The sequence below is a fragment of the Okeania sp. SIO2F5 genome (assembly GCF_010692685.1).
In the GTDB taxonomy this organism is placed as follows: Bacteria; Cyanobacteriota; Cyanobacteriia; order Cyanobacteriales; family Microcoleaceae; genus Okeania; species Okeania hirsuta.
On the sequence record NZ_JAAHGU010000010.1, the window covers coordinates 67410 to 89504 of the forward strand.

Consider the following 22095-nt stretch of genomic DNA (forward strand, 5'->3'; position numbering starts at 1 on the left):
GAATATGAGGCGATCGCTCATTTAAACAATGGAATTATAAGTGTTTCGGGCGTTAAAATTTGATTAGGCAATAACACTCCCTTGGATTTTTTCTTGAATTATCCTATCACAGGATGGGGCAACAAGGGTGAAACCATTGAAACTCTGTTGAGGAGTTTAGGGATTTTTGGCGACTTTTTGTCAGGAGTTGATGACAATCTTTTAAATTTTCTATCAAAGAAGCTGAGATTGATAATTCAAACTTTATCTTCAAAAAATAACGATTACATCATTTTTGATTCAACAATTAAGTTAGAGTGCGATCGCCGATCTTGTAGAGTGTGTTAATGAAATGTAACGCACCACCCACCGATAAGAAGAAATCAAACCATTCTTGACCAAAAAATAAGGTCTCAAGTCTCCCCTTTTAACGGGATGAAAAAAATCAAGTTCAATATTTCAATTCACTTTACTTTCCTAGGTCATGCTGGGCAAACAGCCAGAGGTACTGATAACTGATAACTGAAATGACCTAGTAGTGTAGGGATAAACAACTCAACTAATATTTGGTCTCCTGGACTAATGAATAATTAGAGGTGGGCAGCGATCGCTCGTACTTGTGTGTCTAATTGTTGATAAGTTAGACTTCCAGCCTATGCTTGGCAATGGACAGCTTGGCAACGCTTATGATGTAGCCGCATGGAGTGGAAGACTTGAAACCCGCATTTACTATAATGCCGTCACTGTAGCAGAAGACTCACTGGGAGTACGATATGGAGCCTACAATGCTCATGCTCGTAACCGAGGACCTGCCGTACCCCTTGATGACAATACCGTCAACACGCTACGCGATCGTTATGCCAACAACCCCAATGGGATTAATGGGCAAAATCACCTAAGCCTTCAGCATTCCTTAGGGCCGTCCCGCAATCGTCTGAACATTGAAGACCTCAACTGGGGTATTTCCGTCGCTCGTTATCGGCGACTCGGTGGCGACATTATATTTACAGAGGCCAATCACCCCAACCGTAACCCAGTACAATACAGTAACCTCATAAATCCTGCCGCCAACGTCAATATCCAAAATGGCAACTGGTTCTACGATTCCCAAGAGCACAACCCCAATCGTTTTGTGGGAGGGCGTTCTAACAGTACCTTCCTTTACCTCAAAACAGCCTCCGTTCTGTTCCAAGAGGGTAGTATTACCCTGTCTGAAGCCATGGATGTTATGGCATTTGTTGTCGCAGACATGGTGGTTAGCGGCGAACACAGTATGCCTGAGTGTATGACCACAGTCGTGATGGCCGCTGAAAACTCACCTCCCTGGAATAATACTGCTTTGAACATCCAGAATCTTGAACAAGTGCTTGTAACTTGGCTACAGCTCGTGGACAATCAAACTGAACAGGCCATGTACAGGCGCACAGGCAATTCGCTCATTCAATTACTGCAAAACAACAACATGGACTATAAGTTATTCAAGGTATTTGAATTTATTGAAAATTCTGAAGATTAAGAAGAAGCTATTTTGTTGCTTAATTTTGGTTCTCATGACGAGGTATATTAGCACCTATCTGGCATAGCGATCGCTATGAATTATTGAAAATGTGAAATACTTCCACAATTAATAATTACCTCTTCTTAATAAATTGGATTATCATCAGAAACATAACATAAAAGAAAAAAAATTTAGAATATATTTTTGAAGAAAAGAGTAATTAATTCTGTATTCAAAAAGTGCTATTTGTAGGTTGGGTAGAGGCAAATAAACCCAACAAACTAACCCATATTCTATCAGTAAATAGCACATCCAATGTATGCTTTTGCGGATAACTTAATTATGCCACTATCAACAAGTATTACTACCTCCTTTGAGGCTTTTCTCCAACAACCTAATATAGAAGCTTCTCCTGCTTGGGAATTTATCCATGGAAAAGCTCAACAAAAACCCATGCCAACCCTGTTTCATTCCCGTCTCCAGCGCAACCTTGTAAATGCCATTAACAATAAAACCCAAGCTTATGAAGCTATTCAGGAACTCCGCTGCATCATTCCCCCCTTATCCCCCGTACCGGATATTGTGGTTGTTAAAAGCGATCGCCTTTCGGATGAAGATAGCCCACTACAAGGAGCGCCAGACTGGTTAATAGAAATACGTTCTCCAGACCAAAGCACTTTGGACTTACAGAACAAAATTCTGCACTGTTTGAGCAACAGGACTCAACTTGCTTGGTTAATAGACATTCAGCGACAGCGAATCTGGGTTTGGGAGAACCAAGAACTACCAATGGTCTTTGCCGGAAATGACATACTGCCTACCCTAGACAGTATTTCAGATTTTACAGTTGAACGGATAATAGCAATGACTCAACAGTAATAAATCTTTTCAGGGAAGTCAAAAGTCAAATTTCAAAAGTCAAATTTTAAAAGTTAAAAGTAAGAATTTAGTTGAACAAACTGTCAGTCAAATTTCAAATTCTGATAAGGAGTTAATTTTTGCCAACAAAAAAACAAAAAGAAACTGCAATTTTTATTTGTCAGTTGCTATCTAATCTTTATAATCCCATCAATTTATTTCGTTACAATAAAAGACTAAAAATAATATCAATTACTAAAAATAATGTGATACTTCCTCAAGACTTCAGTTATTAAGTAATAAGTAAGGTTCAGTAATATTTTTAACGATTGATTATATTCAGCGAGAATATATTTTTCGGTTGAAAACCTATTCCCTACTCCCTACTCCCTACTCTCAAGAAGATTTTGAAATATGAACAAATCACTTTCACAAATGAGTAATAGAGAACTTTGTCAATATCTTTCAGAAAATCGTAATGATGAAAAAAAATTTAGCCAAGCATTAGAACTATTAATGAGTCGGAAAACGGAAAATTTTAAGTATCCTCCAGCATCAGAAATGGAAAAAGAAGAAATTGAGGCAATTTTTCAAGCCAAATTGAATCAGAAACAATAATGTGATCGCCCTTCTATAGTATATTAATAATTCCTTAGCTTAAGACTTAGATTTCTTGCCTTCTTTCTTCTTCCTTCTTCCTTCTTCCTTCTTACTTCTTCCTTTATTTATGAAAATTGCTATTATTGCCTCTGGATTTTTACCTGTATTAGATGGAGTAACTGTCAGTGGTTTTTACCGAGTTCAAAAATTAAGTCAATTCGGACATCAAGTTTTATTGTTTTGCCCAGACTATAGTCCCCTTGCTCATTTGTATCCTAATTGGAAGGATTATACGGGTAATATTTTTCCTGGAGTTCAAATCATTAATTTACCCAGTACACCATTCCTAGATTTTGAGAGAAATGTGGGATTGAATACTTATAAAATAGTTTGCCGAGAATTAGAAAAATTTCAGCCAGAAATTATTCATGTAGATGAACCAGAAAGATTATTTTTTGCTTTTTTTCGTTTAGCAGGTATAGAATTTGCTCGACAACATAAAATTCCCTGTGTTTGTACTTTCAGAACTAATTTTTTAGACTATTTTGAAGATTTCTTACCTTTGCCAAAAGGGATTAACTTGATGTTGAAATTAGTCTTTGAAAAAAGTTTTGTCTCTATTTACAACCAATATGATTTAACCTTGGTTTCTAGTAGCGTCACATATCAAAAAATTGTGAATATGGGTATCGAGAATGTTAAATATACCAATTTTCATGGTTTTGACATAGAAAAATTTCAGTCAGCAAAAATAACAGCTAATTTTTGGGAATCAAATTATCAAATTCCTAATTTAACTAATAAAGTAAAAATAGTTTTTTTAGGGAGATTAACCGAAGATAAAGGTTGGCAATTTACCTTAGATGCTTTTGTCAGACTTCAGCAATTAATTAATTTAGACAGTCTTGCCATAATAATTGTTGGTGATGGTCCGATGCGCGATGAAATATCAAATAGATTAACTAAACTGACAAAAAATGTATATTTATTAGGTAGAGTACCTCCAGAGAATATACCTAATATTTTGAAAAATAGCGATTTTCATGTCACTGCTTCAGAAAAAGAAACTAGAGGTTTAACTGTATTAGAAGCTTTTGCTGCAGGTATTCCAGTAGTTGCTCCTCAAGCAGGAGGAGTAATGGAAAATATTCAAGATGGATGGAATGGTTTATTATTTAAACCAAGAAATCAGGAAAATTTTTGTGAGAAATTGAAGCTATTAATAGAAGATAGTAATTTACGGATTCAAATGGGTATTAATGCCAAAGAATCTGTTGTTAAATATAGTTGGGATAATGCAGTAGCTAACCTAGTTAAAATTTGGCAAGAGCAAATTACTCAGGTCTCTTGAAGAAGGAAAAAGTAAGGAGGAAGAAGGAAGAAGAAAAAAGGAAAAAGTGGATGGGGAATAAAACCCCGACCAATTGTAAACATCACTTATGAGGTGCAGAGTATTAAACCCTAAAGGAAAAAGATAAAAATTAGTAACGAAGCATATCAGCTATCAACTTTTGCTTCTTTAATTTGGTGGTGGTGCATTGTATTAGTAGTCTATTGTAATTATTTTACTCAAGGATAAAAGCAGTGGGAGCATCTTGCTCCCGTACCTGGTATTCCTTTTTGCTGTATACCATTACACGAGCAGGACTACCAAGATAAGTACCTGTGCAAAATTAATTTATAGTAGTTTAACTTAAAAATGAGACGTTTTTTCGCCTGAAACTCCTTCATAGCAAGAAAGCTTTGTCTCAATCTAAAGTTAAATGACTATAACATTTGTTAGTCGGGAACAGGAAACATGGAATAGGGAATAGGGAATAGGGAATAAAATATACTTTTGTGCTAGAGATGTCAATCTAAAAATTATTTTTCCTACTTATTTAGAGCTGATTTATAAAGTAAATATTAAGAGGATAAATGCTTTACAGTGTAAGGGTTTGACACTACCTAAGCCCCCAGGACATAATTTTCGGCAAACCCATGCTAGAAAGGAGTTTTAACTCAGTTTACAAATCAGCTCTTAAGTTAACTATCAAATATACAATTAATTTGCTTTTGCTATTTATAGCAATTCTCATACTGAAAAATAAGAAAAACAGGTATATATCACTAACCAAATCGACGCTGTATTTGTAGTAAATATTTACAAAATTGGTATAACTACCCTAATTATAGACATATGGAATCGAGGAAAATCTCAAGCATAAACTACTTAAAATTTGATATGAACTACAGATAATAGTCTTCAACCTCACCATAATCTAAATTTACTTGAAAATTTTCCCCAGTTTTTTCCCAAAAGTCAACTTTGTATGTATGAATTAACTTAAATAACATTCTGATTGTTTTTCTCAAAATTATATCCTGAAAGCTCTATAGAATTTTCTATATTTTTTTGTGCCTTTTCCAACAATAGTTCTTGGATTCCTTTGAATAATAGTATTACAGAAAATTCTTGATAAAACTTACTGATAAAAAGATTAAGACAATATAATCTTTAAGCTAGTTAAAAAATATCCAGTTAAAGTAAATAGAGATACTAAGAGATGCTATTAATTAAAAAACCTCATAAACCAAAGAATTTTAGTTATTAACTTAATTAGGTAAGTGTACTTGAATAGCTAGCAGAAAATTAATTTATCGGGTAAAAATGAAATTTTTAATAGCTGTAGCAATCATTAAAAAAAATCGACAAATTAATACATACTTAATTCAATCGCTTTAGTCTGTTAAAGTTATAATTAAGTATTAAAAAGTCTACCAAATCAATGCTATTCCATTCTATTTTCATTCCTCTAGCAACTCAAGGTTATGCAAACATTCTTATTTATATGGTTGGGACAAATTGTTTCCCTGTTCGGTTCTAGTCTGAGTGAATTCGCTCTAGCAGTTTGGGTTTATCAAACAACAGGTTCGATTACCCATTATGCTCTGTTATCCTTATTCATTCATCTACCTAGTCTCTTAATTTCACCATTTGCTGGTGCAATGGTAGACCGCTGGAGTCGTCGTAGGGTAATGATTATCAGTGACTCAATCACTGGAGTAACAGCATTTGCAATAATGTTATTGGTCTTCTCCGGGCAACTGCAAGTTTGGCATATCTATATAGCAGTAGGTATTAGTTCCGTCTGTAACGCTTTTCAATGGCCAGCTTATACCTCTGCCATCCCTCAACTTGTACCAGTGCAACACCTGAGTCGCGCAAATGGCATGGTACAAGGTGCAATAGCAACAGCAAGAATACTAGGTCCTAGTATAGCGGGATTGTTAATTATTAAAATCCATCTTCACGGAGTATTATTAGTAGACTTTGGTACTTATCTGTTTGGGTTGCTGACTCTGTTGAGTATAAAATTCCCTAGAAGAGAAAAGAAAATTACCAGACGTAGAGTAAGTATTGAAGAGTTATGGCAGGAAGTTATTTCAGGTTGGAATTATGTAGTTATACGTTCTGGTTTACGGAAGTTAACTATATTCTTTGGTGTTATTTACCTAAGTGCAGGAGTATTGCAAGTTTTATTCTTGCCGATGGTATTAAGTTTTGCCTCTGAAAAAGAATTAGGAATAGTAATGTCTGTTAGTGGCATTGGAATGTTGCTAGGTAGTGTCGCAGTAAGTTTATGGGGAGGTACTAAGCGTCGAATAGAGGGAATTTTAATCTTTGCATTTATTCAGGGATTATGTTTATGTTTAGGAGGATTTAAAACTGCTGTAGTATTAGCTGCAATTGGTGGTTTTGGCTATTTATTTTCCAGGGCAGTTATTGTTAGTTTGAATCATACTATTTGGCAACAAAAAGTACCTCAAGATTTACAAGGACGAGTTTTTGCTTTGCAGAATATGATGGAAAAGTCTTTATTAGTAATTACTCATTTAAGTGCAGCGCCTTTAGTGGAGTTTATATTTAAGCCATTGATGAGTGAAAATGGAATTTTAGCAAGTAGCGTAGGAAGAATTATTGGAGTTGGAGATGGCCGGGGAATGGCTTTATTATTTGTATTAATGGGTCTATTGAATATTGGGGCAGTATTAGTCGCCTATCGTACTCCAGAGTTACGGCGAGTAGAGAGAGAGTTACCTAATGCTGATCGCTTTGAAGTTGATAATACTGAATCAGACAATACTGCTGCTTGCTAAAGCTGGAAAACATGGACAGGAGACAGGAGACAGGAGACAGGAGACAGGAGACAGGAGTTAGGGGAATTTAGAGGAGGTAGGAGTAAGAATTTTAAGAATGATTTTTCTGCCCAATTATGTATGCACCTAAAATACTAACTTTGGTAGATTTTTTATTTTCTGGTTGTGACTAGATAATGAAGACAAGGAAGAAAAAAGCTTAAAAGTAAGACAAGCCAGATTTTTTCCTCTTCCCTCTTCCTTCTGAAAATAAAAGCAATTTTTATCCATTAGGCGTTGGTTAATCAAGCTATGAAACCTAAATTTTGCAAATATAAAATGCTTTTAAGTTAATAGTTAGGCAACTGCCATTAAAGCACAATCATAGCCAAAATCACCAACGCCAAATTATCAATTCTTTATCAAAATAATTGGGTCTAAAAACTCGCCTTTTAAGACGAAATATTTTTGTTAAATCCCCGTTAAAAAAATAACTTCTGACTTCTGACTTCTGACTTCTGACTTCTGACTTCGTTAATCCTCCTCCCTCTGCCTTCTGCCTTCTGCCTTCTTCCTTCTTCCCTCTTCCTTCTTCCTTATTTTTTATGAATCTTAACCTCAATCCGACGATTACGTTGCCGATTAGTTTTAGAATTATTTTCTACTATAGGACTAGATTCTCCATAACCAATAACCAAAAAACGGTAGCGATCGCCCATATTTTTTGAGAAATATTCTGCTACTCTTTCTGCTTGCAAAAATGATTTTTCCTGATTGACCTTGACTTTACCTCGATTATCAGTATGACCAGAAACACTAATTGTCATTTCTGGATAATTTTTCAATTCACCAATTAAATTATCTAAAATTGACCTTCCCTCAGAACGAATTGTATTACTACCAGACTCAAACAAAACATCACTAGGAAGAGTAACCATCATTGTATTTTCACTAAAAACTGGCAGAGAAGGCTTACTTATTACTTCTTTATTCTGACGAGCAGATATAGGCAAAGCTAACTGTTGAGCTATTAGGTCCAATCTTGCCTCTAAATTTCCATCCGATTTTCTCACACCCAGTTTATTTTCTAAATTCCTGGTACGACTAATTAAACTATTTAACTGTGTTTGTAACTTTTGAAGCTCTGTTTGTAGTTCCTGTTTTTGTACCTCAGTCAGTTCAACTTGAGGCGTAATAATTTCTGGGGTAGATGCGGGAGTAGACCTTGAGGATGGAGGTAACTTTTTCTGAGATACTATACCTCTAACACCACGGAGTAATTTTTCTGAGATGGGTATATCTTGGGAAGTAGAAGGATATTGAAAAGCGATCGCCATTCCCAAAACCCAGGAAAAACCGCTAGTTACCATCAGCAGCAAAAATCGAAATATTAAGGATAGTATTAACAAAACCATTCCCGGAGACCTAGTATTAGGAGTCCGGTCGGGAGAAGATTTACTCACGGTTTTCCCATTCGTTGATTATTCTGATTTGATACTACCTCAAAAACTGAATTTGAGACATAAGACATAATACCGGAGTATAACTTTATCTTTGTCTTTTGTGGGTTGAATACCTCACTATCATTTCAGTTATCAGTTATCAGTACCTGTGCCTGTTTGCGCAGCATTCCGTAGGAAAGTCCTATGCTTTATAAACATCTTTCTTCACACATAACTTGCTTGACAAAATAAACAAGTTATGTGTTCATGTTTGAGAGGCTTTTTCCTCAAAAATCATGTATTGAAAAGTAAATTTTTTTGAAAACTTAAGTAGTTTTACTTAGCCAAATTTTTTCTTTCTCTCTTCTCCCCTGCTCCCTTCTCCCCTGCTCCCTTCTCCCCTGCTCCCTGCTCCCCTGCTCCCCACAAAATTTTCAGAAGTTTCTTATTAAAATAATATGGGTCGCGCAACCCCGCCGGGAAATGGCGAAATATTTTTGGAGGGTTGCTCAAATCCCCGTTACAAAAATAACTTCTGACTTCTGACTTCTGAATTCTGACTTCATTAAAGGGGGTAGAGTAGATACCTTCTGCCTTCTACCTTCTGCCTTCTGCCTTCTTCAGTTACCAAGGCTCTACTTCCAATAAACCATTTTCTTGAAACAATACCTTAAACTCAACTATAGATTGATTATTCTCCTCACCTAATGCTTGCTTATTTAGCAAATCTGGCAGAGGAATTTTATCTACCTCATCAGCAGCTGCTGGATTTATGGGCTTATAGCCAATTATAGAACCATCTGAAGCTACTGTGACACGATAAATCAAAGCTTCGTTGACTCCTATTGTCCAAGCATTATTAATTTTTTCAGAGAGTAAATTCTCTAATCGTTCAATCTCTGCTTGGTCAGTAATTTTGGAACTGGTAGTCAAAGATGTCTCTGAATTTTCTTCAGTCAGCGTCTCTTCAGAAGTATCTACCCCATCCACTTCATCTGATGAATTAATAGTAGCATTCGGTGATGAGTCCAAACCTTCCGGTGTGGGGGTAGGATTAAAACCAGGTTCTGAAGTACTGTTAGGAGATGCCTCTAAATTATTAATACTTTCATTTGACTGTGGTTGAGGATCTTTAGGACGTTGTACTTCTGGAATAGGGACAAAGAATAAGGCCAGACTAGCTAATGCCAAACCAGACATTCCCACAGCAGCAGGTATAACTTTCTGAGCTACAGGTTCTCCTAATTTTGCATCTTTTCGAGACACGGGTCTTACTGCCAGAGAGAAACCAGGTAAAGTCAAAGAATCAGCAAAAAACTGGTCCACCGCCTCAACCAAATCAAATAGTTGGACTGTGTTTAAATCAACAATTATTCCAGGTTTTTGATCTTGAACATTGCCCTCAAAAACTGTCAATCTGTGTAGATTAGTATCTATTTTCTGTAAATGCACCAACTCTTGACTTTCACTTTGGTGTCTAGGCAAAGATATTCCACTGAGAAATTCTTGGGCATAACTACTCACCTGTCTTACCAAGCTTTCAAAAAAATCTCGTCCCCCAGTTAATGATGGCTCTTGGCCTTGAATATGACATTCAGCATTGGTCAAAATAGATAATACCTGCCCTTGACTTAAATTAGGACTTCCAGTTTCACTCAAACCTTGCAAAATCAACTTACAGTTAGGCAAGCTGTACTGACGTTGAATCGTCATTGCACTTCTGCTCCATAAAATTAAAACTAATACAATATAGTAATTTCATTTGAGTTGCGTAAAAAAAACTTGGTCGCTTTTAGGTAACAGGCAACAGCTCATCTGGCAACAGGTTAAGAAGGTTTACCGGATTTTTTACTGTTAGTTAATAACCAACTCTTGTTCGACATCTCATTTGAAAAAGCTATAGCTCACAAAAAGTGACATTTTTGTTGTATGGCAGTCGAAGGAAAGGTTAGGACATATAAAAAGTTCAAAGCTCAGACAACGCAAGCCTTTTCCTTCTTCTTTCTTCCTTCTTTGATCTGCTATACAGATATTTTAATTAACTTCCCTACTGCTTTATCCAAAGCCATCGGCAGTATATTGTCCACAAGTGTTAACGGTAGACCTTACCACATTTAATCAATTGTGCCTGACATTTTGAGGTCTCTCCAGAACTACTAACTCACTTTCTCAAGTTAATAGACATCTCCAAAAATCAAAAATCAAATCAATTCTTATATTTCTCCCTTTTGCCTGTTGCCTGTTGCCTGTTCTCCCTTTTAACTTACTTCTCCATCAAACAGACTAATCCAAAACCTTTGCATACCTGTTGTACCAGTACAGAATAATAATTTACCCAATAACTCTAATCCTAGTTGATTTAACTTTTCCTCTGAATTGTAGGCCATTACACCAGACCGCCTGGGGTTCATACGACTGCGAAAATGTGCTCTAAACTGTTCTAAATAAAAAGATAATTGTAAATGATTTTCTATTGGTAACTGTTTTTGATTTAACTGCTGGTAGTCAAACAATAGTTTCCGAATCGGAACAGTTAAACGTTTAGCCAAATGACCAGTAATAATCACTAAAGCTTTGGCCTCATTCAATGTCAAGGGACGACGTTGACTATTCAGACGTAGGGGATTTGTACTACGCAGTCGCCACAAAGAAACCCGATTTGGAATAATCCCTTGTAGATCTAGGTCTTTGACAACTTTCAGCATAACTTCTGCTCCTCCAAGTTGCAAAGCTTCAACTGCCAAAAGAATTAAATCAATTTGGGTTTTAGTTCTACGAGGACACCCATTATCGGGGAGAGGTATATCTGGTAAATTCTTCAATATTAATGGTGTGGACGGACTGGGGGCAGTTTTCAATTCCATTACTTTATTTATTGCCAATATTCAATACTTCGTTATAATATTTTGGTAAAAATGTCAATATAACTAAATAATATTAATTACTATCAAGAATAACACCCAATTATAGATTTTGTAATCAGTCTAAACAGCATCATTAATGTCAATAGAAACTCCGGTCTACATTTAAAGATATACTTTTCCCACTGAGGAATTTTTTTGAATTTATCTAAATCTTATAATTTTTGACTAAAATCTATGGACCTAAAAAATTTAATTCGCGAAATTCCTAATTTTCCCAAATCAGGAATTTTATTCCGAGATATTACGACCCTTCTCAGTGACCCAGAAAGTTTACATTATACTATTGACATTTTGGCAGAAAAATGCTTAGAATTTCAACCAAACTATATAGTGGGTATAGAATCCCGGGGTTTTATTTTTGGTGTCCCCTTAGCTTATAAGTTGAATGTAGGTTTTGTACCAGTCCGCAAACCGGGAAAATTACCAGCAGCAGTATATTCAGTTACTTACGATTTAGAGTATGGCCAAGATACGTTGGAAATGCACCAAGATGCCATGGCAGCAGGCAGTAGGGTTTTAGTAATTGATGATTTATTAGCTACAGGTGGTACGGCAGCAGCTACAGCTCAATTAATTGAAAAAGCAAGTTGTAATTTAGTAGGGTTTGGCTTTGTGATTGAGTTAAAAGACTTGGGTGGGCGTCAGAAGTTGCCTGAAGTGCCAATTGTTAGTTTGATCGAATATTAATTGAAAATTAGAAGTCAGAAGCTAAGTATAATTTCCGTTAATTGACTATAAAATACAAGCAATATAGCATTGGCAGTGAGGTTTTAGTTATTTAGCAAAAGCGCTGTAAAATTCAGGCAACGTTAGATTTTGCCTTTAACAGTAGGCATCTTGCCAGCTTCGGGGTGTACCTCACACTTAGTGGAGGGAGTCTACTATAACTATTGTAAGGGCTAAAGCCCAACTACAAACAAAAACTTTATTATCAGTAATTATCCGAATATAAACCCCTTTTTCCTCAGATAACTAAAGCTTTCTTCCTTCTTCCTTCTTCCTTCTTTCTTCCGCAAGTTAATGGATAAAAAATTGAAGTATAGCAAACTAAAACAATTAATTGCCAGTGAAACTTTTGCTTATGTTTTAAAGAGATTATTACAAGCAATTTTGACTTTATTTCTCGCATCTGCTCTGTGTTTTGCCATAATTCAGTTAGCTCCAGGTAGTTATATAGATACTTTAAGTCAAAATCCTCAAATTTCTCAAGATACTATTAAACAACTTGAGCAACAGTTTGGTTTAGATAAGTCGCCTTTAGAACAATATTTACGTTGGCTAACACAAATTATTACCAGTGGCAATTTTGGTAGGAGTTTTGTCTTTCAACAACCAGTGGCCGATCTATTATGGGAGCGAATACCAGCTACTTTAGTTTTGTCAATTTCTTCCTTAATAATGACCTGGGCGATCGCTATTCCTCTTGGTATTATTGCTGGAGTTAATCAAAACCGTTTTTTAGACCGTTTTCTCCAATTAATTAGTTACACTGGTCAAGGTTTTCCTAGTTTTATTACTGCTCTATTATTATTATTTTTAGCTCAAAATCTTTCTCCTTTATTACCAGTGGGAGGAATGCAAAGTATCGATTATGATGAGCTATCTTTTGTGGGTAAAATTTTAGATATGGGTTGGCATATAATTTTGCCAACTGTTGCTTTAAGCATTACCAGTTTTGCTGGTTTACAGAGGTTAATGCGGGGGCAATTATTAGATGTTTTGCGACAAAATTATATTCAAACGGCAAGAGCTAAAGGTCTTCCGGAGAATCGAGTAATTTATGTTCATGCCTTGAGAAATGCCATTAACCCTTTAATCACATTATTGGGATTTGAATTTGCCAGTTTATTAGGTGGTTCGTTTATTGCTGAATATTTCTTTAATTGGCCTGGTTTAGGAACTTTAATTTTAGAGGCAGTAAGAAATCAGGATTTATATTTAGTTATGGCAAGTTTAATGATGGGTGCTTTGATGTTAATTATTGGTAATTTATTGGCAGATTTATTGTTGAAAGCTGTAGATCCTAGGATTAAGTTGGAAAATCTGAAGTGATTTAAGGAGTCAGTCCTCAGGAGTCAGGAGCAAAATTTGTTTAATTGGCAAGTCAGTCCAGTAGGGTGCGTTAATGAAATGTAACGCACCGCTAGGAAATTGTTCATCAACCATTAGACGTGCCACAGGTTAAATCTCCTCATTTTCTCGAATCGCCAACTCAATCTCCTGAGAATATACTTCAGCATAGGCCCAAGCATTAACTAAGGAGGATGCCTGGAGACTAGGATAGTCTTGCAGCAATTCTGATTCACTTACTCCTAAACGACGAGCATTAACTAAAACCCACACAGGAATGTGAGTACCAGCAATACAAGCATTTCCCCCACAAACACCGTCTATCTTTTCGATGCCAGACCAAGGATTAGTTAAACTTTGAGCTAATATTTCTCTCAACTAATCTCATAAATCAAGGGGTTAAAATTACATTAGGATTCGAGCATTTATTAATCTTTATTATGGTGATGTAGCCTGGAATTCTCAGCAAATTTGATTATACCATTAAACATAAGCCCTTTGAGTTATTAAATTTTGTCAAATATTTAGTAGCTGGTGAGTACAAATTAACAAAGATATTTGACATTGTTTGACTATATATGACTATATTTATGTATAACTTTTATTATACTTGAATAGCTTGAGCTTTTTGTGCTGGAGTTAATGCCAACAGTTGCAGTTATAAATCTTTTAATTTCATAGCTTATTCTTGATATTGTTCCTAATCGATATATCAAAATGACGAACATAGGTCGTACTGCGTATTCAAATGGTGAAAAATCAAACAACCCTGCCTTGAAAAACATCAACATAAGTAGTAAAAAACTTTAGTATTTCAAATAACAATTTTCTCATGTTATCCCAAATTTATTATCTACTTCGTTCTCAAGTTGATGGTAGTTATATTAGTGCCAATCCAAATCCAGATGAGGCAGTAAAATTTTTATTATTATTTCGAGAAGATTTTGATGCTCACAGCTACCTAAATACCCACGCTCCAGATGTGAGCGATCGCTTTGCCATTGAATCTATTTCAGCTACTCAGTTAAAAACAATACTAAAAAGATGGGGTTTCCAAGGAGTAGGAATAATTCAAGACCCATTGTTGCCAAATATAGAGTTTCTAATAGTTAGTTAAGAGAATTTTTACCATACCAATTTTTGTAATGAGGGATATTTAGTATTAGTATTAAAATCAGGCGTTGGTGATTTTGCCTAGAATTTTTATGGAAATGACCCTTGCCTAACTCCTAATTTAAAAGCATTTTATATTTGAAAAATTTAGATTTAATAGCTTGATTCACAACACCTAAAATCAATATAGCGCTTCTCAGACTAATGAGGTACACATATCTTTATTTATATTCTCCCTATTACCTCCCTATTCCCTATTAATTATTACCAAGGACTGCTAACAAGAGTAAATCCTGACCAATAGAAAGGATGAGAAAAGTTAATTTCTCCCAATCCTTGTAAACTCTCAGGTAAAGATATTTCACCTCTAGAAAGCTTCAATCTTTCATTCCTGAGCAACACATCTCCTTGAATCATTTTAATTTGAGTTTGTCTAATTGCTTCAGCTTTACTTGGTGCTGTTTTTAACTGTTCATAAAATTCACTCATTAAGGCTAAAGTTCCAATATCATTAACGTACCACAAACTTGCTAATACAGACTGAACTCCTGCTTCTAAAGCTAATCCAGCAAAACCTAACTCCACATCTCGATCTCCAACGGCAGTTTTACAAGCACTTAAGACTAATAATTCAGCCGGAGGAGTGTTCCAAGCAATCTCTTTTACTTTGTCTAAATGGAGTTGAGTATCCCAAAATTGAATGTAAGAATTTTCAGGTTTTCCAGGCTGAAATTTTGCATGAGTTGCTAAGTGAATAATATTAAAAAATTGAGAGGAAAGTTGATTTTTTAAGTTTTCTAAAGTGAATTCCTGATTGAGAAATAATTTTCCAGGCCAACCTTGAGAAATATTTTGAGGTGAGATACTTTCTGTCAGGTTTTCATCAACAATTGTTGAGAGTTCAACTGGAACTGCTGGTAAAGACTTTTGTGTCTGAAATTCTGATGCCCCCATGGCTAAAATTCTAGCTTTTTGAATGGGAGTATAATTAGAATCAATTAAATTAAATGCAGGAATAATTGCCAGACTATATTTTTCTACTAAAAATTTTTTTCCATCGTGTAATGCGGCTATTGGTAGAGTACGCAAACCTTTTCCTAAACAAAACAATATTGTGTCTATTTTTTCTGCTTGGAGATTTGCTGCAAAGGGTTTAATAATCCATTCATAGAGTTGTTGAGCCTGATTTAAGTAAAAGTCTGCAAAAAGCAGCTGAGGATTAGTGATTTCATTTTGAAATAATTTAACTGCTTGAATCAGGGTTTCGTATTTGATAAAATCAAGGTCTTTAACTAGAGGTTTTTTTCCAGGATAAATAAAGACTAAATGTAAATATTCTGGTTCGGGTATCGCCCAAAATACGGCTGGTTTTATATTACTTGTTTGGCTAATTTCTAACAATTTTTTAGCAATATCATCACCAGTTTTTGAAACTTTAGAAAAATCTCGATCAAAATAAGCCTCAAATTATTTTTTTAGCCTTTCTTCCATTTTCATCACTTTCTCTGAGACAGTTAGATTTATGTCTTGAGAGACAGTTTTTTCTGAATTAAAAGTGAGAATAATAATCAGGGAAAGAATAAATATAAAAATTGTCATACTGACTTTATACTTATTCTTAAAAGAAAAGATTTTCTCAAACATATACAGTACCTTGTTTAATATCTTGGTAAGGATTCAGTTATTACAGGTAAGTATTTCCTGGGTCATGCCAGGCAAACAGTTTTTTTATAGTGTTTTACTCGTACTTTTAACTCTAGTTAAACTCTAGTTCAATTCTAATTCCACCTCTAAAAACAAAAAACGCAAAATATAGAGTAATTTGGTAAATTTGTCAAAAATTTGACGCTATATATAAAAAATCGCTACACTCGTAATTTGTTGCTTATTTCCAAAAAATTCTATTTTCTATTTAACTATGGTACGAGAACTAGAAAAAGTAGATCATAGGGAGTTCCCAGAAACAGCTCCCACTGCTAATCCAGTATTTTATCGAACTTATAGCCGTAAAACAGAAAATGGCCGTGAGACTTGGGTCGAAGTATGCGATCGCACAATTAATGGCCTGAGAAAATTAGGTCAACTTACCCCGGAAGAAACGGACTTACTGTATCGGATGCAAAGTCAACTAAAAGCCATGTCCTCTGGCCGTTGGTTGTGGGTCGGTGGCACAGAATGGATTACACAACCACAAAATTTTTCGGGGGCCTACAATTGTTCGTCCACAAATATAATGGACTGGCGTGCCTTTGGTCTATTAATGGACTTAGCAATGATGGGTTGCGGTACTGGAGCAGTATTAGAAGGAGATTATATAAATCAACTGCCACCAATTAGAAATCACTTAAATCTGATATTGCGGGGTGAAATTGGTTCTACTCCTGCTGAATTACGTCGGGAGTTGACAGAACTAAAATTTGATGGAGACCAGGTAGAAATTTATGTTGGAGACAGTCGTCAAGGTTGGGTAGGTTCATATCAAGCTTTGTTAGAATTGTCAACCGATGAACGATTTTCCGGTGAAGTCAAAGTCATTATTGATTTGAGCGATGTTAGACCTGCGGGAGAACAGTTAAAAGGATTTGGTGGTGTTGCCAACCCGGTGAAATTGCCAGACTTGTATCAACGTTGTGGGAATATTTTAAATCAAGCAATTGGGCGGCAATTAAATTCTGTGGAGTGTTGCCTGCTAATTGACGAAGCAGCAGTCACAATTGTCGCCGGAAATATTCGCCGCTGTTTACCTGAAGGTGCTTTAGTACATACAGCATCAGGGTTAGTACCCATTGAAAAAATTCGGATAGGCGATCGCGTCTTAACCAGCAAAGGATTTTACCCTGTGACAAATTTCTTCGTTCAGGGTACTCAGTCTTTATGTCGCATTCAAACAGAAGACGGATATTTTGAATGTACTGCCGATCATAAAGTTGCCGTGCTGCAAGATTTGTATGGTAACTATAAAATGATAAAAGCTAAAGACTTGCAAGAGGGCGATCGCTTGATTTTTGTGCCTCAAGCAATACCTGGTACTCCCACCGAACTCCCTGAGTTAAAAGGTGTAACCTCCCATGGTGCTAAAGCAATAACAGTACCTGCTCTTACCAATGAGGTTGCTTATTTTCTGGGATATTTGCATGGAGATGGATCGGTTGCTTCAGATGGATGGCAAGTCAGGTTTTGGGTTCCCCAGGATAGTCCGGAAATTCTGGAACGACTGATTAATGTTGCTCAAGAATTTGGTTTGGAAACACATACACTGAGAACCCCAGAACAATGTAAAACCAAAGCTTATGAACTTCAGTTAAATAGCAGCATTCTGAATAAATATCTTTCACAGTTTAAACAGTCATTTACTTCTATTACGATTCCTGACTGTATTCTGATGGGAACAACAGAAATTCGTCAAGCTTATTTAGCTGGTTTAGCAGACGCAGATGGTTGTCATTCTCAGGGTGTACTGGTAGCTTCAGTTTACCAAGATTTTCTGCAACAGGTGCAAGCATTATACGCATCTTTAGGAATCACCACGAGATTGTGTGGTTCGGTGCGCAAGCGAACAGGAAAATGGGAAGGTGAGTTAGTAACTGTAGGTGAGAGTGCTTTTGAAGCAGTAGAAAAAGTAATGATGACTTACTCTACTCAGTTTCCAGAGCAAAAACGTAAGCGACCTAAATTTTTCCACGATCACGGGTTTCCCAGGGAAATGGCTCAACCTTTAGTGAATACTTTTGATTGGAATAAGCGCAAGCAGATGATGGTTCGCATTGTCAAGAACTTGATCGCCGATGCTACAGATTTGATTCCGGTAAAAGTGAAAAAAGTTGAGATGGATGTGAGAGAAGCATCAACTTATGATATTGAAGTTGCCAGTATCCATGAATTTGTTTGTCAGGGAATTTTAGTAGCGAACAGTGCCGGAATGAGGCAGGGCAATAGTAGCGATCGCCTCTTTGCTGTAGCGAAGGATAATCTCTGGCGACAAGATGAAGATGGTAACTGGGGTATCGATCCGAATAGAGATGCTTTGCGAATGGCAAATCATACTCATGTTTTCCATCACAAACCAACATTAGAAGAATGTGTTGAGGCAGTGAGAAAACAGTTTTATTCTGGTGAAGGTGCGATTCAGTGGGCTGGTGAAGCAGTTGCTCGTGCTAATCGGGATTTACTTTCAACCACAGAAATAAAGAGAGATTTCTTGAAAGCTTATGGAGAAGATAATGCCAAAAAATGGTTTCAAGAACACTATCCAAATATTAGTAATGATGAACTGGAACATCGGTTAGCAAGATTAGGGTTAAATCCTTGCCATTCTGGGGATACTTTAGTTTCTACAGACCAAGGGTTAATTCCGATTCAGGATTTGGTAGGTAAACAATTTAAAGCATTGGTGGATTTGCGTTCTGTCGGTTTATCTGGTGTGAAGTTAACGGATGCGATCGCTTTTGCGACGGGAGTTAAAACTACCTACAAAATTATGCTGACTAATGGAATGCAAATGCGATGTACAGCAGACCATCAACATTTTACGAGTCGAGGTTGGGTTAGCACTCAAGATTTAACTAATGATGACAATATTTATGTTCAGAGAGGAGCAGGTTATTTTGGCAAAGGTACTATTTCTGTTGCTCAAGCTCAAATGCTTGGTTGGTGGTATGGAGATGGATATAATGTTAGGATAAAAGCTCGTAGTAATGGTCATGGAAGGAAGCAAGACCACTTTGCTAAAGGGTTTGTTTTTAACCAAGATGAGTATGAAACTGCCAACAATATTGTAGGCAAAGCGGTTGCATCAATTACAGGAAGAGAATATGTAACTACACTGCATAAAGGAGTCTATGAATTCCGAACTCAATCTCCTAAATTAGAAAAGTTTTTTGCCGATTTAGATATAGTCGGAAAAGAAGAACTTCCTAATAATTTTCTGAGTCAATCTCAGGAAGTTTTAATTGGCTTTTTACAAGGAATTTTTAGTGCAGATGGCACAGTAGATAAAGATTCCAGAAGAATTAAATTAGCCATGGTTTCGGAAAAACTACTCCAACAAATTCAATTAATTCTATCTAATTTAGGAATTATTAGTACAGTTCGATTAATTAGGAAAGAAGGTTACAGAGGTGTACCTTATACCACTGTTGATGGGACTGAGAAAATTAGCTTAGATCGAGGCAGTTATGGATTATTTATCTCTACTTTTAACTTCAATTTATTTCAAGAATTAATCGGCTTTCCACAATCGCCAAGTAAGAATATTAAAGCTGAAAAATGGTTAAAAAAACCATTGCCTAATTATTGTGAGTCAACTATTAATTCTAAGTTTACTTCAAAGGTGAAAAAAGTTGAAGAATTTGGAGAAGAAGTTGTTTATGATTTGCACGTTCCTTTAACTAATTCTTTCATTGCTAATGGTTGTTTAACTCACAATTGTGGAGAAATAATTGGCTCTAACTTCCACTGCAACTTGTCAGAAATTCATCTGAATCAAATTGACCCAAATAACCATAAAGAACAGGAGGAAGCTTTTACTGCTGGCGCCCTTTCTGTGGCAACTTTACTAAACCATAAATTCCTCGAACCTCGCTATAATTCTAGTCGAGAATTAGACCCTATTGTAGGTGTTTCTTTTACTGGTTTATTTGACTTTTTTGTAAAAGCTTTTGGCATTGAATGGTTGCATTGGTGGCAAGCAGGTCGTCCCGCAACTATTCAAGGTCTAGAGTTTAAACAAAAGGAAGCAGAATATTTGACCCGTTGGCGCGAAATAGTACATCAGGTAGTGTGGGATTATTGCGATCGCCACAACCTTAAACGTCCAAACCGTTGTACAACAGTTCAACCTAGTGGCACTAAGTCTCTGTTAACAAACGCTGCTCCCGGTTGGCATCCACCTTTTGGGTTGCGGTGGGTGCGACGCATTACTTTTGCCAAAAATGACCCCGTAGCATTAGCTTGTCTTGACTATGGTTATTCTGTAATTCCAGGGCAGTCAAGCAAAGATGAAAATGGAAATTTACTGAACGATCCTTTTGACGATCGGGCTAAAGAATGGTTAGTAGAAATTCCAGTACAGGTATCTTGGATAGATTTACCTGGGGTTGAAGAGATTGCTATTGAGAAGTTTAGCGCTACTTCTATGTTTGATTTTTACATGGGAGTACAAAAACATTGGACGACTCATAATAGCAGTAGCACCATTTTATTAACGGAAGCAGAAATTGAACCTTTGGGAACACGCATTTATGAAGCAATTCGTGATGACGAGGGTTATATTTCGTCAGCATTGTTAGCGCGGTTTGATGCACCGTTCCCTCGGTTGCCATTTGAACGTATCTCTCAGGAGGAATATGAAAAAATGCAAGGGGATGTGTTGCAACGGCGTAAGTCTGATAATTTTTCCGAGTTGATGAATGGTTATGTGTTAGCGAGTGAGTTACCAGAGATAGGACCTCAAGATCCCGCTTGTTCTGGAATGGTTTGTGAATTGAAGGGTTCGGAACCGCAAGTTAACTAAAATTTGTAGCTGTAGGGATTTATGGCTGGATATCTTTCATATCTGTCCACCCTACAATGTTTGGTATTAGTGCATTGTAATGGTATAGCCAGTGGGAGCATCTTGCTCCCGCTCTAACAGGGATAAGTAATTTATGATAGGATTTTATACTGACAGCAATACTTTTTTTATCCTTTATCGGTATTATCCCTAATGCTCTACTTTTATAGCAGTCGAAGGAAAGGAGAGGACATATCAAAAGCTGAAAACTCAGACAATGCCAGATTTTTCCTTCTGCCTTCTGCCTTCTGCCTTCTGCCTTCTGCCTTCTGCCTTCTTCCTTCTGCTATAGCATCTGTTAAGAGATAGGTATTAATTCCTCTTCAAAAAACCAAGTACCTATGTTTTCTTCAAATTCGACCCAAAAGCCAATTCCACTACCGTCTACCATTCTGAATTCCTTTATTGTACCAATTGGATTTTTCTTCAGTTGGTCAATTATAGCTGCGGGTGGTATAGGCTGTTGTCTGATACCTTTTACTTTTACTTTCTGACCTATTTCCATTTTTATTTACGATGTTCTCCTAGTGGTATGAATCAATCCACAGTTTATATGAAATTAGTGCTTGAGCACAGTTCTATAGTATAAACCAAAAGTCTAATAGAAAAGGTCAAAAGCCAAATTATTTCTATGATTGAGGTATAATATTAATTTGATAAATGTTTGCTACAAATAACTAGGTTATTTATTAGGAGTCAGGTGGGGAAGCCGCCGGATTGGCGACGTACAGGAGGACCGAGTCAGCAGGGAAGAAGAAGGAAGAGGAGAAAAAGGAGAAAATTTTTTTATAACTAATTATCCGGACATGATATAAATTATCTTTTTCGTCAAAGGGACATCTCCTCTAAAATCTTTTGTTCGTCTCAGCAGAACTTAATTCTATCGCACTTATTATTCATAACATTCTTTTTTCACGCTTGGTATAAGAATTTGAGAATGTC

17 protein-coding genes are annotated in these 22095 nt (G+C 36.2%); 10 read left to right on the forward strand and 7 right to left on the reverse strand.

Going from position 1 to position 22095, the window contains the following annotated elements:
- Window positions 1-634 precede the first annotated feature (634 nt).
- The 5 genes from F6K27_RS06785 (at window position 635) to F6K27_RS06800 (ending at window position 4286) form a co-directional block, all read left to right on the forward strand.
- Window positions 635-1495, forward strand: a complete 861-nt coding sequence (locus tag F6K27_RS06785) for a hypothetical protein (protein ID WP_287272943.1) — start codon at window positions 635-637, stop codon at window positions 1493-1495.
- A 324-nt stretch (window positions 1496-1819) separates the two neighbouring features.
- The gene (locus F6K27_RS06790; protein ID WP_287239772.1) at window positions 1820-2356 is read left to right on the forward strand and encodes a Uma2 family endonuclease; all 537 of its coding nucleotides are present in this window, start codon (window positions 1820-1822) and stop codon (window positions 2354-2356) included.
- 119 nt (window positions 2357-2475) lie between these two features.
- On the forward strand, window positions 2476-2631 hold the full coding sequence (locus tag F6K27_RS34305) for a hypothetical protein (RefSeq protein ID WP_375339656.1): 156 nt from the start codon (window positions 2476-2478) through the stop codon (window positions 2629-2631).
- Between the two features lie 118 nt (window positions 2632-2749).
- Window positions 2750-2953, forward strand: coding sequence for a DUF6887 family protein (locus tag F6K27_RS06795; RefSeq protein WP_287239769.1), 204 nt, complete (start codon window positions 2750-2752; stop codon window positions 2951-2953).
- A 109-nt stretch (window positions 2954-3062) separates the two neighbouring features.
- Window positions 3063-4286, forward strand: coding sequence for a glycosyltransferase (locus tag F6K27_RS06800; RefSeq protein WP_287272945.1), 1224 nt, complete (start codon window positions 3063-3065; stop codon window positions 4284-4286).
- Window positions 4287-5164: 878 nt separating this feature from the next.
- On the opposite strand, the gene F6K27_RS06805 is transcribed toward F6K27_RS06800, so the two are convergent.
- Window positions 5165-5290, reverse strand: a complete 126-nt coding sequence (locus tag F6K27_RS06805; protein ID WP_287272947.1) for a hypothetical protein — start codon at window positions 5288-5290, stop codon at window positions 5165-5167.
- A 456-nt stretch (window positions 5291-5746) separates the two neighbouring features.
- Between F6K27_RS06805 and F6K27_RS06810 the strand changes: the two genes are divergently transcribed.
- Window positions 5747-7075, forward strand: coding sequence for an MFS transporter (locus F6K27_RS06810; protein ID WP_287272949.1), 1329 nt, complete (start codon window positions 5747-5749; stop codon window positions 7073-7075).
- Between the two features lie 575 nt (window positions 7076-7650).
- Here F6K27_RS06810 and F6K27_RS06815 read toward each other — a convergent pair.
- From F6K27_RS06815 to F6K27_RS06825, 3 genes are all read right to left on the reverse strand, one after another.
- Window positions 7651-8517: an OmpA family protein gene (locus F6K27_RS06815; RefSeq protein ID WP_287272951.1), complete on the reverse strand. Its 867-nt coding sequence runs from the start codon at window positions 8515-8517 to the stop codon at window positions 7651-7653.
- A 603-nt stretch (window positions 8518-9120) separates the two neighbouring features.
- Complete coding sequence (locus F6K27_RS06820) at window positions 9121-10209, reverse strand: DUF4335 domain-containing protein (protein WP_287272952.1); 1089 nt, start codon at window positions 10207-10209, stop codon at window positions 9121-9123.
- 545 nt (window positions 10210-10754) lie between these two features.
- Entirely contained in the window at window positions 10755-11360 is a 606-nt protein-coding gene (locus F6K27_RS06825) for a DUF3038 domain-containing protein (RefSeq protein ID WP_287273064.1), read from the reverse strand.
- A 234-nt stretch (window positions 11361-11594) separates the two neighbouring features.
- On the opposite strand from F6K27_RS06825, the gene F6K27_RS06830 reads away from it, so the two are divergent.
- Together F6K27_RS06830 and F6K27_RS06835 are read left to right on the forward strand one after the other, a co-directional pair.
- On the forward strand, window positions 11595-12107 hold the full coding sequence (locus F6K27_RS06830; protein WP_124145198.1) for an adenine phosphoribosyltransferase: 513 nt from the start codon (window positions 11595-11597) through the stop codon (window positions 12105-12107).
- Between the two features lie 345 nt (window positions 12108-12452).
- A complete protein-coding gene (locus F6K27_RS06835) occupies window positions 12453-13472 on the forward strand; it encodes an ABC transporter permease (protein WP_353735946.1) in 1020 nt (339 codons plus the stop codon).
- A 129-nt stretch (window positions 13473-13601) separates the two neighbouring features.
- Here the strand turns inward: F6K27_RS06835 and F6K27_RS06840 are convergent, their stop codons facing one another.
- Window positions 13602-13868, reverse strand: coding sequence for a DUF433 domain-containing protein (locus tag F6K27_RS06840; RefSeq protein WP_287272956.1), 267 nt, complete (start codon window positions 13866-13868; stop codon window positions 13602-13604).
- 454 nt (window positions 13869-14322) lie between these two features.
- Here F6K27_RS06840 and F6K27_RS06845 point away from each other — a divergent pair, with 454 nt between their 5' ends.
- Window positions 14323-14607 (forward strand): hypothetical protein, encoded by a 285-nt coding sequence (locus F6K27_RS06845; RefSeq protein WP_287272958.1) that lies wholly within the window; start codon window positions 14323-14325, stop codon window positions 14605-14607.
- A 260-nt stretch (window positions 14608-14867) separates the two neighbouring features.
- On the opposite strand, the gene F6K27_RS06850 is transcribed toward F6K27_RS06845, so the two are convergent.
- Window positions 14868-16004 (reverse strand): CHAT domain-containing protein, encoded by a 1137-nt coding sequence (locus F6K27_RS06850; RefSeq protein ID WP_287272960.1) that lies wholly within the window; start codon window positions 16002-16004, stop codon window positions 14868-14870.
- A gap of 517 nt (window positions 16005-16521) precedes the next feature.
- On the opposite strand from F6K27_RS06850, the gene nrdJ reads away from it, so the two are divergent.
- Window positions 16522-21114 carry a ribonucleoside-triphosphate reductase, adenosylcobalamin-dependent gene (gene nrdJ, locus F6K27_RS06855; RefSeq protein WP_287272961.1) on the forward strand — a complete coding sequence of 1531 codons (4593 nt, stop codon included), beginning with the start codon at window positions 16522-16524 and terminating at the stop codon, window positions 21112-21114.
- Window positions 21115-21451: 337 nt separating this feature from the next.
- On the opposite strand, the gene F6K27_RS06860 is transcribed toward nrdJ, so the two are convergent.
- Window positions 21452-21664 (reverse strand): DUF2862 domain-containing protein, encoded by a 213-nt coding sequence (locus tag F6K27_RS06860; RefSeq protein WP_287273066.1) that lies wholly within the window; start codon window positions 21662-21664, stop codon window positions 21452-21454.
- Between the last annotated feature and the right edge of the window lie 431 nt (window positions 21665-22095).